This window comes from Amycolatopsis jejuensis, assembly GCF_000717335.1.
Lineage (GTDB): Bacteria > Actinomycetota > Actinomycetes > Mycobacteriales > Pseudonocardiaceae > Amycolatopsis > Amycolatopsis jejuensis.
In genome coordinates this window covers 15970-30513 of the sequence record NZ_JNYZ01000031.1, presented here as the reverse complement: position 1 = coordinate 30513, position 14544 = coordinate 15970, and the positions used below count along the sequence as shown (strand labels likewise).

Here is a 14544-nt window from a genome sequence, read left to right as displayed (position 1 = left end):
AGAAGAGACACCGTGGTCAAAGCTGTCGTCGTGCGGGAACCGGGGGCGCGCCCGGAGGTTTGCGACATCGTTCTGCCGCCGGTGGGGCCGCAGGACGTGCGCGTCCGGATCGCCGCTGCCGGAGTGTGCCATTCCGATCTGTCCATGGTGGACGGAACGCTGCGCCCGCAGTACCCGTTCGTACCCGGGCACGAGGCGTCCGGCGTCGTCGCGGAGGTCGGCGCCGAGGTCACGCACGTGCAGCCGGGGGACCGGGTGGTGCTCAACTGGGCTGCCGCGTGCCGGGAATGCTGGTTCTGCCAGGCGGGCGAGCCGTGGTTGTGCTCGGCCATCGAGGGCGTGACCACGGTGCCGCGCGGGGAGGTGGACGGCGAGCCGCTCAACGTGCTGCTCGGCGTCGGCGGGTTCGCCGAGGAAACCGTGCTGCCCGGGAAATCCGTGGTACCGCTGCCGCAGGGGGTGCCGCTCGACCTGGCTGCGCTCATGGGCTGCGCGGTGCTCACCGGGGTCGGCGCGGTCCGCAACACCGCGCGGGTCCGGAGTGGACAGTCGGTGCTCGTGCTGGGGCTCGGCGGGATCGGGCTGTGCGTGGTGCTGGGGGCGAAGCTCGCGGGGGCCGCGCAGATCATCACCGCTGACGTGTCGCCGGAGAAGGAAGCGCTGGCCCGCGCCGCCGGGGCGACGGATTTCCTGCTGAGCGACGACAAACTCGCCAAGCAGGTCCGCGCGCTCACCGACGGCCGCGGCGCCGATCACGCCTTCGAATGCGTCGGCGCGGCGACCACGATCCGGGCGGCGTGGACCGCGGTGCGCCGCGGCGGGCAGTGCACGGTGGTCGGCGTCGGGCGGAAGGACCAGCAGGTCGTGCTCAACCCGCTGGAAATCTTCCACTTCGCCCGCACGCTCACGAGCACGGTGTACGGCGCCTCCGACCCGGACCGCGACATCCCGGTGCTCGCCGACGAGGTCCGCTCCGGTGACCTCGACCTGGAAACCCTGGTGACACACCGGATTTCGCTCGCCGAGGTGCCGGAGGCGTTCGACCGGATGCGGCGCGGCGAGGGTGCCCGGTCGCTGATCCGGATCGGCGACGCGGCCTGAGCCTGGCCTGGACCAAAGAGGAACTCAGTCCGCTACATCCAGTGCCGCCTGGATGATGCTGTCCGTGTCGATGCCGTGGTACCGGTACACGCCGTCGAGATCACCGGACTGCCCGAAGCGTGTGACCCCGAGATGGGCCGCCCGCACGCGGTGGACGTTCGCCAGGAACGCCAGCGTGTGCGGGTGCCCGTCGAGCACCGTCGCCATCGGCGCGGACCGTTCCGACGGCAGCGCCGACTCCAGGATCCACGTGTCGGCGGTGTCCTGCCCGGCCCGGGCCTGCACCGCGCGGAACAGCAACCCGGGGCTCGTCACGCACACCACATCGGCGTGTTTACCCAGCGCGTCCAGCCGATCGGCCGCGGTGAGCGCCTCGGTGACCATCGCGCCCATCGTGACCAGCGTGACGTCCGGACGCGCCACCGCCGCCGTACGAATCGGGTACGCACCGGCAACCACCTGACGACGACGGCGTTCGCGCGCGGCCGGGTCGGCCGGCACGGCGGCGAGGTTCTGGTCCACCGGACGGGTCGACAGCCGCAGGTACGCCGACGTCCCGTCCGGCTTACCCAGCTGCGCCAGCGACGCGAGCAGGGTCCACTCGACGTCCAACGCGAACGCGGGTTCGTACGTCACGCACCCCGGCTGCTCCAGCCCGACCGACGGCGTGGTGATCGACTGGTGCGCGCCGCCCTCCGGGGCGAGCGTGACCCCGGACGGCGTGCCGACCAGAATCGACTGCCCGCCCCCGTAGATCCCGAACGACCACGGCTCCAGCGCGCGCTCCACGAACGGGTCATAGAGCACGCCGATCGGCAGCAGCGGACGGCCCCAGCGCGACCACGTGGTACCCAGCTCGCCGAGCGCGCTCACCAGGTTCACCTCGGCAATGCCCAGCTCCAGATGCTGGCCGCTGGGCCGCTCGCGCCAGTGCAGGATGGTCTCCGGGTCGTCGGCGAACCAGTCGACCCGCTCCTGCGGCGACCACACGCCGACCTTGTTGACCCAGCCGCCGAGGTTGGTGCTGGACGAAACGTCCGGGCACAGGGTCACCACGAGCTCCGCCGCCTCGGGGGCCTCGCGGGTGAGGTCCAGCAGCGCGCGGCCGAGCGCGGCTTGGGTGGTGGTACGTCCGGACGGCGTGCGGCCGATGTCCGCCGGAATCGGCGGAACCTGCTGGAGCGTCACGGTTTCCCGGTCGAGCCGGGACGCGGTCTCGGCACACAGCCGGGCGGCCGCGGAACCATCGGCGAACTTCTGCCACGGCTGATCGAGCGTCGTGCCGACGCGCTCCGCCAGCGAGGTCATCTGCTCCGCGGTCAGCAGCGACGAGTGGTTCTGCGGGTGCCCCTCGCTCGCCAGGCCGAATCCCTTGACGGTGTAAGCGAAAACGACGGTGGGCCGATGGTCGTCGATGGCGTCGAACACGTCCAGCAGGGCAGGCAGGTCGTGGCCGCCGAGGTTGCGGATGGCCGCGTGCAGCGTGTCGTCGTCGAGGGTTTCCAGCAGCGGAGCCAGTTCCGGCGACGTCAGCCGTTCGCGCAGCTGGGCCGGGGTACACCGGAGCAGCCGCTGGTACTCCGGGTTCGGCATCTCGTCGATGCGCTGCCGCAGCGCTTCCCCGCCCGGACGCGCGAACAGGTCCTGCAGCAGCCGCCCGTACTTCACGGTCAGCACCTGCCAGCCGGCCGCTTCGAACATCCCTTGCAGCCGGGTCGCGCCGATGTTCGGCACCACTCGGTCCAGCGACTGCCGGTTCAGATCGACGATCCACACGACCTCGCCGAGCTCCGCGACGGTCGGGTCGAGAATCGCCTCCCAGCACGCGCCTTCGTCCAGCTCCGCGTCGCCGACCAGGGAGTACTGCCGTCCGGTACCCGCGCCGCCGCCGTGCGATTCGACGTAACGGCGGGCCAGCGCACCCCAGATCGGGGCGGTGGCGCCGATGCCGACCGAGCCGGTGGAGTAGTCGACGCGGTCGGGGTCCTTCGAACGGGACGGATAGCTTTGCAGCCCCCCGAATTCCCGCAGCGACGTCAGGTACTTGTCGTCGAGGTCGCCCAGCAGGTAGTTGATCGCGTGCAGCACGGGGGAGGCGTGCGGCTTCACCGAAACCCGGTCCTCGGCCCGCAGCCGCGCGAACCACAGCGCCGTCATGATCGACACCATCGAGGCACTCGACGCCTGATGCCCGCCGACCTTGAGCCCGGTCGGGTTGGGGCGGACCCGGTTGGCGTGGTCGATGATCGCGGTGGAAAGCCACAGTACGCGGTCCTGGACCTCGCGCAGGACGGTCACCGTGTCGTTCTCCGGGAGGCGCTCGGGGGCGGGGGTGCTCACGACGGTATCGGGCCTTTCTTGGGCGGAACGTTGACTCCAGTGCATCAGAGCTGGGTAGGGTGCACAACCAGTGGCGTTTCCATTAAGCAGAACGCCCAGAATTGCCCCGCACGGGGTGGAGAGGACTGCGCAGCATGCCCAGCGCCCAGCGGCTCGACGCCACCGACGCCCGGATCCTGCTCGCGCTCGGCCGCAACCCGCGTGCCACCGCGGTCGCCCTCGCCGACGAGCTCGGGCTTTCGCGCAACACCGTGCAGAGCCGGCTCGCGCGGCTCGAACAGGGCACCGCCCTGCGGTCGGCCGAACACCGGATCGACCCGGCCGCGCTCGGCTATCCGCTCACCGCGTTCGTTACCGTGCAGGTGCGCCAGCGGCTGCTCGACGAGGTGGGCAGGCACCTCGCCGCCGTGCCGGAGGTCCTGCAGGTGCGCGGCCTGACCGGGGCGCAGGACCTCCTGGTGCACGTGGTCGCGACGGACGCCGACGACCTGTACCGGATCGCCGGGGAGATGCTCGAGATCCCCGGCGTCGAGCGCACCAACAACGCGCTGGTGATGCGGGAGATGGTGCCGTACCGGCTCACGCCGCTGCTGGAGCGCGCGGCGGCGCGATAGCGGTCACGAACGGTCTTCGGCCTCGCGTTCGTGACGGTGCCGCAGCAGCGTGCGGTGCACCCACACCAGGCCGGGCGCGGCGACCAGCCCCCACAAGAACAGCCCGGTGTGCCCGGCCACCAGGCCGAACACCATCATCAGCGCGGCGGTGACGTCCGCCAGGACGAGCGTGATCAGCCATAGCCGGGACCCCGCCGGGGGTACCCCTTGGCTGAGCGCGGCCACGAACGCGGGGTCGCTCGCGGCGAGTTCCTCTTCGATCTTCCGCAGGGCGCTGCGGTCGCGATGGGGCAGCATGACCCCCTCCTCGGGCAGGACGGGCCGGTGATCGCACTACCAGTGGAGTACCCGGGCACGGCTGCCGTCAAGCCCGGGTTTTGCCGGAATAATCGCGAATCGCTCGCCGCGTTGCAAACTGAAACACGTTCTAATACCGTCCCGGGGGTGAGATACGGGATCGTGCTGTTCACCAGCGACCGCGGAATCACCCCGGCGGCGGCCGCGCGGGCGGCCGAGGAGGCCGGATTCGCCACGTTCTACGTGCCCGAGCACACGCACATTCCGGTCCGCCGCACCGCTCCGCATCCGCGCACCGGTGACGCTTCCCTGCCGGACGACCGGTACCTGCGCACGCTCGACCCGTGGGTCTCGCTGGCCAGCGCCGTGTCCGTGACGTCGCGGATCCGGCTTGCGACCGCTGTCGCGCTGCCGGTGGAAAGCGACCCGATCACGCTGGCCAAGACGATCGCCACGCTCGACCATCTGTCGGGTGGCCGGGTCACGGTCGGCGTCGGATTCGGGTGGAACACCGACGAGCTGGCCGACCACGGCGTCCCCGGCGACCGGCGGCGCACCGCATTGCGGGAGTACCTGGAAGCAATGCGCGCGTTGTGGACGCAGGAAGAGGCGAGGTACGCGGGCGAGTTCGTGGAGTTCGGGCCGAGCTGGGCGTGGCCGAAACCGGTGCAGCCGCAGGTCCCGGTGCTGGTCGGGGCGGGCGGGACGGACCGGACGTTCCGCTGGATCGCCCGCCACGCCGACGGGTGGCTCACCACGCCCGCGGAAGGTGACCTCACCGGGAAAGCCGCGCGGCTGCGGGAGATCTGGCACGCCGAAGGGCGCGCGGGCGACCCGGAGGTGGTGGCGCTGGGTCCGCGCCCGGACCCGGAAGGGCTGGGCCGGCTCGCGGAGGCGGGGGTGACCGAGGTGGTGTTCGGGCTGCCGGACCGGGAACCGGCCGAGGTCGAGGCCTGGCTGGGGAGGCTGGCCGGGAAGCTGGGGCAGGCGGCGCTCCGCGGATGAGCGTTTCGCGGAAAGGTCTTGCCGGACAGTCTTTGCCGGACAGTCTTTGCCGAACACTGACGGGATCCTGGCCGTTGCTGGCTGCTCTTCCTGAGCGCACAGCTCGGCGAGGCCGCTACCGCCACCCGCGAATCCTCGCGCACTGAGCACCCCAATTTCACCGGAACGGATGAACTCGGCCGCCAGCCGTCATTCCGGCGGTCACACCCCCTCTCTGTTCACGTGGGCGGTGACCGGCCGGCACGCCCCCCGACCGGCCGGTCACCGCTTCGCCGTCAGTGGCGGCGGGGCGAATGGCGGCGCGCGGCAGCGCCCGGAAGACTGGGTCCGTGCGCATCCCCCTTCCCCGGATTCCGGCGTGACCCCCGAACTGGCCGAGCTGGCCGCCGCCCACGGAGTAGCCACCCGGTACGAGAACGCCGACCAGGTCGAAGTGCAGGTCGACCCCGAGGTGGTGGTCGCCGTGCTGGCTGAGCTCGACGTCGACGCCACCACGCCCGAAGCGGTCCGGCGCGAGCTCGCCGCGGTCCGGGAAGCCCGCGAGTCGCCGAAGCTGCCGCCCACGCTCGTCGTCCGTGCCGGGCAGGAACGGGACCTGGGCCGGGCGGCGAGAATCGAGCTGGAAGACGGCACCACCCGCGATGTCGGCACCACACTGCCGGCCGACCTTCCACTGGGCTGGCACCACGTCATCACCGCCGACCAGCGGGTACCGCTCGCCGTGGTCCCGGACCGGCTTCCCCCGGTGCCGGCCGCGTGGGGCTGGATGCTGCAGCTCTACGCACTGCACTCCGACCAGTCCTGGGGCATGGGCGATTTCGGCGATCTGGCCACGATGGCGTCGAGGTCGGCCGAGGAACTCGGCGCGGGCGTGCTGCTGGTCAACCCCGTTCAGGCGATCAGCCCCGCGCATCCGGTCGAGCGGTCGCCGTACTCGCCGTCCAGCCGCCGGTTCGCGAACCCGCTCTACCTGCGGGTCACCGCCACCGACGCGTACGCCCGGGCTGACGAGGCCACTCAGCGCAAGATCCAAGCGCTGGCGCCGGACCCGATCGGCGAGCTGATCGACTACGACGCCGTCTGGGCAGCCAAACGCGCCGCGCTGGAGCTGCTGCACCCGCCGCAGGTCGAGATGGACGACGACCTCCGCGACTTCGCCACTTTCGGGGCTCTCGCGGAAATCCACGGCAACGACTGGCGGGAGTGGCCGGAGCCGTTGCGCAACCCGGGTAGCGCCGAGGTCGCCGCTGCGCGCGAGGAGCTGGCCGTGCGGATCGAGTTCCACGCCTGGCTTCAGCAGCTGTGTCACGAGCAGCTCGACGACGTACGCCGCGCGGCGCGCGAAGCGGGTATGCCGGTAGGCGTGGTGCACGACCTGCCGGTCGGCGTCCATCCCGGTGGCGCGGACACGTGGGCGCAGCGAGACGTCTTCGCTGCGCGCGTACGCGTCGGGGCGCCGCCGGACGCCTTCAATCAGCAGGGCCAAGACTGGAACCTTCCGCCGTGGCGGCCCGACAGGCTCGCCGAAGCTGGGTACGCGCCGTTTCGCGACGTCGTGCGTGGCGTGTTGCAGCACGCCGACGGTATCCGCGTGGACCACGTAGCCGGGATGTGGCGGCTGTGGTGGATTCCGCCGGGCGAACCGGCCGGCCGTGGCACGTACGTGCACTACGACGCCGAAGCGATGCTCGGCGTCCTCGCGCTTGAAGCGCATCGCGCGGGCGCGGTCGTGGTGGGGGAGGACCTCGGGACTGTCGAGGACACCGTCACCGAAACCATGCACGCACGCGGGTTGCTCAGCTCCGCGGTGCTGTGGTTCCAGCGCGATTGGGACGCGCCGGACAAGCCGTTCATCCGCCCGCGCGAGTGGGACCCTGATGCGATGGCCAGCATTTCCACGCACGACCTGCCCACCGTGTCCGGCTGGCTGGCCGCCGAGCACGTCCGGGTACGGGCCGAGCTGGGGCTGCTCGACCGGCCCATCGCCGACGAGTACGCCGATGCCGCCGCCGAACAGGCCGCATTGCTCGAACTCGTTACCCGCGAAGGAATCCCCGGCGAGGACGTCGTGGTCGCCCTGCACACGCTGCTCGCTTCGGCGGCGTCACGGCTCGTGCTCACTGCTCCGGCCGACGTCGTCGGCGAACGGCGGCAGCCGAATCTGCCGGGCACGGTGGATGAGTACCCTAACTGGCGGATCCCGCTCCCCGTCACCGTCGACGGGTTCTTCGCCGACCCGCGGGTCCGCGCTGCGGTCGCCCCGCTGGCCGCCGCGCGCCCCCTGCGCTGAAACCACGAAAGCCCAAGGAGAAGCCCCTGTGCGGCCCTGGCCCGGAAAGCCCTACCCGCTCGGCGCGACCTACGACGGCGTGGGGACCAACTTCGCGCTGTTCTCCGAAGCCGCCGAGTACGTCGACCTGTGCCTGTTCGACGACGAGGGCAACGAGACCCGCTCGCGGCTGGAGGAGGTCGACGGGTTCGTCCACCACGGCTACCTGCTCGGCGTCGGTCCCGGGCAGCGGTACGGATTCCGCGTGCACGGTCCGTACGATCCCGGTCGCGGCCTGCGCTGCAATCCCAGCAAGCTGCTGATCGACCCGTACGCCAAGGCGTTGTCCCGCGGGGTCGACTGGAGCGAGGCGCTCTTCGGCTACCGCTTCGACGATCCCGAACAGCGCAACGACGACGATTCGGCCGGGCACGTGCCGTACTCGCTCGTGGTCAGCCCGTTCTTCGACTGGGCCAACGATCGCGCGCCGCGTACGCCGTACCACGAAACGGTGATCTACGAGACGCACGTACGCGGCATGACGATGACGCACCCCTTCGTGCCGGAGCGGCTTCGCGGCACGTACGCGGGTCTCGCGCACCCAGTCGTCGTGGAGCACCTTCAGAAGCTCGGCGTGACCGCAGTGGAGCTGATGCCGGTACACCAGTTCGTCACCGACCACGGTCTCGACGAGAAGGGCCTGCGCAACTACTGGGGTTACAACACGATCGGCTACTTCGCGCCGCACGACGCGTACGCCGCGATGCAGGGCCAGGGCGGGCAGGTGCAGGAGTTCAAGGGCATGGTGCGCGCCCTGCACGAGGCCGGGATCGAGGTGATCCTCGACGTGGTCTACAACCACACTGCCGAGGGCAACCATCTCGGCCCGACGCTGTCCATGCGCGGGATCGACAACGAGGCGTACTACCGCCTGGTCGAGGACGATCCGCAGTACTACATGGACTACACCGGCACCGGCAACTCGCTCAACGTGCGCAACCCCCACACGCTGCAGCTGATCATGGACTCGCTGCGGTACTGGGTCACCGAGATGCACGTGGACGGCTTCCGGTTCGACCTGGCGTCCGCGCTGGCCCGCGAGTTCTACGACGTCGACCGGCTGTCCACGTTCTTCGACCTCGTGCAGCAGGACCCGATCGTGAGCCAGGTGAAGCTGATCGCCGAGCCGTGGGACGTCGGGCCGGGTGGCTACCAGGTCGGCAACTTCCCGCCGGTATGGACGGAGTGGAACGGGCAGTACCGCGACACCGTGCGCGATTTCTGGCGCGGCGAACCGTCCACGCTGGGTGAGTTCGCGTCGCGGATCACCGGCTCATCGGACCTGTACCAGGACGACGGCCGCCGCCCGTTCGCGTCGATCAACTTCGTCACCGCGCACGACGGCTTCACGCTCACCGATCTGGTGTCCTACAACGAAAAGCACAACGACGCCAACGGCGAGGACAACCGCGACGGCGCGGATGACAACCGGTCGTGGAACTGCGGCGTCGAAGGCCCCACCGACGACCCGGAGGTACTGGCGCTCCGGGCCCGGCAGCGGCGGAACCTGCTGGCCACGCTGGTGCTGTCGCAGGGCGTGCCGATGCTCCTGCACGGCGATGAGTTCGGCCGCACCCAGCAGGGCAACAACAACGCCTACTGCCAGGACTCCGAACTGTCCTGGATGGACTGGGAGCTGGCCACCGAGAACGCCGATCTGGTCGAGTTCACCACCGCGCTCACCGCCTTCCGCAAGCGGCATCCGGTGTTCCGGCGCCGCCGGTTCTTCCAGGGCAAACCGGTGCGCAAGGGCGAAGAACTCGGCGACATCGCGTGGTTCACCCCGGCCGGCGAGGAGATGACCGAGCAGAACTGGGACGACGGTTTCGGCAAGTCGGTGGTGATCTTCCTGAACGGCGAAGGGATTCCGGACCTCGACCCGCGCGGCATGCCGGTGTCCGACGATTCGTTCCTGCTCGCCTTCAACGCGCACTGGGAGGACATCGCGATGACGCTGCCGGGCAACGGCTACGGTCGCGAGTGGACAGTCGTGGTGGACAGCGCTACCGGCAAGGTTGGCGACACCGGCGCCGAACCGGTCGAAGGCGGTGGCAAGTTCACCCTCGCCGCGCGGTCGCTGGTCGTGCTCCAGCGCACGGCGAAGGAGGGCGAATGAACGCACCGGCCTCCACATACCGGGTGCAGCTGCGGCCGGAGTTCACGTTCACCGACGCGGCCGCGATCGTCGACTACCTGCACGAGCTGGGGGCCGGTGCGTTGTATGCGTCGCCGATGCTCGACGCGACCCCCGGGTCCACCCACGGCTATGACGTCACCGATCCCACCCGGGCACGCGTTGAGCTGGGCGGGGAAGAAGCGCGGAAGACGTTGTCGGCGCGCCTGAGGGACGCCGGGCTCGGGTTCGTGGTGGACATCGTGCCGAACCACATGTCCGTCGAGGTGCCGAAGGCGAACCCGTGGTGGTGGGATGTCCTGAAGCACGGCCGGGAATCGCCGTACGCGCCGTTCTTCGACATCGACTGGAGCCGCGGCCGTCTGCTGCTGCCGGTCCTCGGCGACGACGCGCTCACCGTCGACGGGGACGAACTCGTCTACTACGGCCACCGGTTTCCGATCGCGCCTGGCACCGGTGACGGCACGCCGCAGGACGTGCACGCGCGGCAGCATTACGAGCTGGTCGACTGGCGCCGCGGCAACCGCGAGCTGAACTACCGGCGGTTCTTCGACATCACGAACCTCGCCGCGGTCACCGTGGAACGGCCCGAGGTGTTCGCCGAGACGCACGGCGAGGTGCTGCGCTGGGTGTCTGACGGCGACGTGACCGGACTGCGCGTGGACCATCCGGATGGGCTCGCCGATCCGGGCGGTTACCTGCGCCGGTTGCGCGCGGGCGCCCCGCGCGCGTGGCTGGTGGTGGAGAAAATCCTTCATCCGGGCGAAAAACTGCCGCAGAGCTGGCCGGTCGACGGCACCACCGGGTACGACGCGCTGCGCGAGATCACCGGCGTGTTCGTCGACCCGGCCGCGGCGCCGGTGTTCACCCGGCTGGCCGCGGAACAGGGCGTGCGCACCGATTTCCACTCCGTCGAGGAACGCGCGCGGCGGCTCGTCTCCACCGAGATCCTGGTCGCCGAGGTCCGCCGGATCGCCGCGCTGCTGCCCGGCGTGGACGCCGAAGCCGCTCGTGCCGCGGTCGCCGAGGTGATGATCGCGTTCCCGGTGTACCGCTCGTACCTGCCGGAAGGCTCGGCACACTGGGCGAGCGCGGTCGCGCGGGCCCGCAAGCGGCGGCCGGAACTGACCCCGGCGCTCGACGCGCTCGACAGCCAGGTCCGCGGTGCACCGGACGGCGAGCTCGCGACCCGGATCCAGCAGACGTCCGGCATGGTCGTCGCGAAAGGCACCGAGGACACGACGTTCTACCGGTTCACGCGGTTCGCGGCGCTGAACGAGGTCGGCGGGAATCCGGACCGTTTCGGGCTGGGTACCGCGGAATTCCACGCGCTGGCCGAGGGCCGCGCGGCCGCGTACCCGGTCACGATGACGGCGCTGACCACGCACGACACGAAGCGGTCCGAGGACACCCGGGCGCGGATGGTGGCGTTGTCGGAGGTCGCGGAGGAGTTCGCGGCGGCGGTCCGGCGGTGGACGGCCGTGCGCGGCATCGACGAACCGGCGCTCAACCTGCTCGCCTGGCAGACGCTCGTCGGCGCGTGGCCGATTTCGCCCGAACGGCTGCGGGATTACCTCGACAAGGCTGCGAAGGAAGCGAAGCTCCGTACCACGTGGACTGACCACGACGAAGAGTTCGAACGGGCCGTCGCCGCGTGGCCCGGCCAGGTGCTCGGCGACCCGGAGCTGGCCGCGGACGTCGAGGCGTTCGTCGCCCGCGTGCGCGGTGCGGGCTGGGTGAACTCGCTCGGGCAGAAGCTGGTGCAGCTGGCCGGTCCGGGCGTGCCGGACGTGTACCAGGGCACCGAGCTGTGGGACTACTCGCTGGTCGATCCGGACAACCGGCGCGCCGTCGATTACCGGGTGCGCCGCACGATCCTTGACCGCGTCCAAGCCGGGGAGCATCCCGCGGTCGACGAGACCGGCGCGGCGAAACTCCTGGTCGTCCATCGCGCGTTGACCTTGCGCCGAGACCGGCCGGAGCTGTTTGCCGGATATCGCCCACTACAGGCGGAAGGCGTTGCCGCAGAACATCTTCTGGCCTTCGAACGCGGCGGGGGACTGGCGGTGGCGGTCACCCGGCTGCCGCTCGGCCTCGACCGCGCGGGCGGCTGGCGCGACACCGTCCTGCCGCTGCGCGACGGCGAGTGGACCGACGTGCTCACCGGCCGTGCCGTGGGTGACGCGCCGCGGGCGGCGGAGTTGTTCGGCCGATACCCGGTGGCGCTGCTGGTGCGGGAGGATTCCTGATGGTCACGGTGTGGGCGCCTGCCGCCGACCGGGTGCGCGTGCGAGTCGACGGCGCTGACCACGACATGACCCGCGCCGACGGCGGCTGGTGGCGCGCCGACGTCACCGGTACCGACTACGCGTTTCTGCTCGGTGACGACGACAAACCCTTGCCGGACCCGCGTTCCCTGCGCCAGCCGCACGGCGTCCACGAAGCCTCCCGCCGGTACGACCACGACGCGTTCGAGTGGACCGACCAGGCCTGGACCGGACGTCAATTGCCCGGCGGAGTGGTGTACGAACTGCACATCGGCACCTTCACCGAGGACGGCACGTTCGACGCGGCCATCGAACGGCTCGGGCACCTCGTCGACCTCGGGATCACGCACGTCGAACTCCTGCCGGTGAACTCCTTCGACGGCACCGCAGGCTGGGGTTACGACGGTGTCCTCTGGGGCGCGGTGCACGAGCCGTACGGCGGCCCGGACGGGCTCAAACGCCTGGTCGACGCGTGTCACGCGCGCGGGCTCGCGGTGGTCCTCGACGTCGTCTACAACCACCTCGGCCCGTCCGGCGCGTACCTCGACCGCTTCGGCCCGTACTTCGCCGGTCGCACCGACTGGGGCGCCGGGCTCAACCTCGACGGACCGGGCTCCGACGAGGTCCGCCGGTATGTGCTGGACAACGCGCTCGGCTGGCTGCGCGACTTCCACATAGACGGCCTCCGCCTCGACGCCGTACACGCGCTCGTGGACAAACGCGCGGTACACCTGCTGGAGGAGCTGGCCACGGAGGTCGAAGCGCTGTCTGCGGCGCTGAACCGGCCGCTCACCCTCATCGCGGAATCCGACCAGAACGACCCGAAGCTGGTCACCACGCGCGACGGTGGCGGTTACGGCCTGCACGCGCAGTGGTCCGACGACCTGCACCACGCGCTGCACGTCCGGCTCACCGGCGAGACCAGTGGGTACTACGCCGATTTCGCCGACCCCGGCGCGCTGGCGAAAACGCTGCGCGAGGTGTTCTTCCACGCGGGCACATGGTCGTCGTTCCGGGAGCGCACGCACGGGCGTACGCTCGATCGGCGCGTGACACCTGGCCACCGATTCCTCGCCTACCTGCAGGACCACGACCAGATCGGCAACCGCGCGACCGGCGACCGGCTGTCCGCCACCGTGTCGCCCGGCCTGCTGGCGTGCGGCGCCGCGGTGGTGTTCTGCTCGCCGTTCACGCCGATGCTGTTCATGGGGGAGGAGTGGGCGGCGAGCACGCCGTGGCAGTTCTTCGCGTCGTTCCCGGACCCGGTGCTGGCCGAGGCCGTGCGCACCGGACGGCGCCGCGAGTTCGGCCGCCACGGCTGGGGCGAGGCGGACGTCCCGGACCCGATGGACCCGGCCACCGTCGCCCGCTCCCGGCTCGACTGGACCGAACCGGACCGGCCGGGCCACCGCGAGATCCTTGACCTGTACCGCACCCTGATCCGGCTCCGCCGCGCGCACCCGGACCTGGCCGATCCGCGGCTCGACCGGGTCACCGTGCACTCGGACGGCTCCTGGCTGCTCCTGCACCGCGGCCCGCTGCGGCTGGCCTGCAACTTCGGCGCGGACCCGGTCGAGGTCCCGCTGAACGGGAAGCCGGGGGAGATTCTCGCGTCGTGGGGGTCGCCGGTGGTGGACGGCTCGGCGCGGCTGCCGCCGGAGTCGTTCGTGCTGGTCAGGACTCAGTGAGCGCCCACACCGACACGTGCTTGGTGCTGTCGGCGGTGAACTCCGAGCGGTCCCAGCCACCCCAGCGATGCCGCAGGCGCATTCCGGCGAGGCGGGCCATGAGGTCCAGCTCGGCAGGCCAGACATAGCGGAACGGGATGCGCCGGAACCGCCCCTGACCGTCCGGCGACACCGTGACGTGGTTCGAGGTGAACTGCTGCGTGACGACGTCGTACTGGTCGAACCCGACGTAACCGGGCGAGATCGCGAACGGCACGGTGTCCTGCCCGGGCGGCAGGCGGCGCAGGTTCGGCACGCCGACCTCGACGAGGAACAACCCGCCCGGCCGCAGGTGCGCGGCGGCGTTGCGGAAGACGTCCACCTGCCCGTCCTGCGTGGTGACGTTGCCGATCGTGTTGAACACCAGGTAGACCAGGGAAAACCGGCCGGGTACGCGGGTGGCGGTCATGTCGCCGATGGTGACGTGGACCTGGTCGCCACCCGGTTTCCCGGCGATCCGCGCCGCCATCGCACGGCTCAGTTCGATGCCGCTCACCGGTACCCCGCGAGCCGCCAGTGGCGCCGCGATCCGCCCGGTCCCGGCAGCGAACTCGAGGGCCGGGCCGTCCGCGAGGCTTTCGAGGAGGTCGACCGCGGGGGTGACCACCTCGGGCCGGTTGGCGCCGCCGGGCCCGTCGTAGGTCGCCGCGACGCTCTCGGGGAACCAGCCGTCGGCCGGGTCGTCGATCATGGTGGTCGAGGTTAGGTCGCTGACCACGGGTTCTTCACC

The 14544-nt window shown here is 70.8% G+C and carries 10 protein-coding genes; 7 read left to right on the top strand and 3 right to left on the bottom strand.

Features of this window, described 5'->3' with window-relative positions; translation table 11 throughout:
• Positions 1-12: 12 nt before the first annotated feature.
• On the top strand, positions 13-1101 hold the full coding sequence (locus OO71_RS35140; RefSeq protein ID WP_033294321.1) for an alcohol dehydrogenase catalytic domain-containing protein: 1089 nt from the start codon (positions 13-15) through the stop codon (positions 1099-1101).
• Positions 1102-1125: 24 nt separating this feature from the next.
• Here OO71_RS35140 and OO71_RS35135 read toward each other — a convergent pair whose 3' ends face one another.
• Complete coding sequence (locus OO71_RS35135) at positions 1126-3441, bottom strand: transketolase-like TK C-terminal-containing protein (RefSeq protein WP_084145497.1); 2316 nt, start codon at positions 3439-3441, stop codon at positions 1126-1128.
• A 134-nt stretch (positions 3442-3575) separates the two neighbouring features.
• Between OO71_RS35135 and OO71_RS35130 the strand changes: the two genes are divergently transcribed.
• On the top strand, positions 3576-4055 hold the full coding sequence (locus tag OO71_RS35130; protein ID WP_033294320.1) for an Lrp/AsnC family transcriptional regulator: 480 nt from the start codon (positions 3576-3578) through the stop codon (positions 4053-4055).
• Between the two features lie 3 nt (positions 4056-4058).
• Here OO71_RS35130 and OO71_RS35125 read toward each other — a convergent pair whose 3' ends face one another.
• Positions 4059-4352, bottom strand: a complete 294-nt coding sequence (locus OO71_RS35125) for a DUF3040 domain-containing protein (RefSeq protein WP_033294319.1) — start codon at positions 4350-4352, stop codon at positions 4059-4061.
• A 147-nt stretch (positions 4353-4499) separates the two neighbouring features.
• On the opposite strand from OO71_RS35125, the gene OO71_RS35120 reads away from it, so the two are divergent.
• From OO71_RS35120 to treZ, 5 genes are all read left to right on the top strand, one after another.
• Positions 4500-5357 carry an LLM class F420-dependent oxidoreductase gene (locus OO71_RS35120; RefSeq protein ID WP_033294318.1) on the top strand — a complete coding sequence of 286 codons (858 nt, stop codon included), beginning with the start codon at positions 4500-4502 and terminating at the stop codon, positions 5355-5357.
• A gap of 358 nt (positions 5358-5715) precedes the next feature.
• Complete coding sequence (gene malQ / locus OO71_RS35115; RefSeq protein WP_033294317.1) at positions 5716-7647, top strand: 4-alpha-glucanotransferase; 1932 nt, start codon at positions 5716-5718, stop codon at positions 7645-7647.
• Positions 7648-7675: 28 nt separating this feature from the next.
• Positions 7676-9802 carry a glycogen debranching protein GlgX gene (gene glgX, locus OO71_RS35110; protein ID WP_033294316.1) on the top strand — a complete coding sequence of 709 codons (2127 nt, stop codon included), beginning with the start codon at positions 7676-7678 and terminating at the stop codon, positions 9800-9802.
• Entirely contained in the window at positions 9799-12069 is a 2271-nt protein-coding gene (treY, locus tag OO71_RS35105) for a malto-oligosyltrehalose synthase (protein ID WP_033294315.1), read from the top strand. Before glgX ends, treY begins: the two co-directional genes overlap by 4 nt.
• Positions 12066-13775 (top strand): malto-oligosyltrehalose trehalohydrolase, encoded by a 1710-nt coding sequence (gene treZ / locus OO71_RS35100; RefSeq protein ID WP_156096710.1) that lies wholly within the window; start codon positions 12066-12068, stop codon positions 13773-13775. The genes treY and treZ overlap by 4 nt, the downstream gene beginning before the upstream one ends.
• Here the strand turns inward: treZ and OO71_RS35095 are convergent.
• A complete protein-coding gene (locus OO71_RS35095; protein ID WP_033294377.1) occupies positions 13762-14505 on the bottom strand; it encodes a class I SAM-dependent DNA methyltransferase in 744 nt (247 codons plus the stop codon). The two genes, treZ and OO71_RS35095, sit on opposite strands and share 14 nt — an antisense overlap.
• Positions 14506-14544 lie beyond the last annotated feature (39 nt).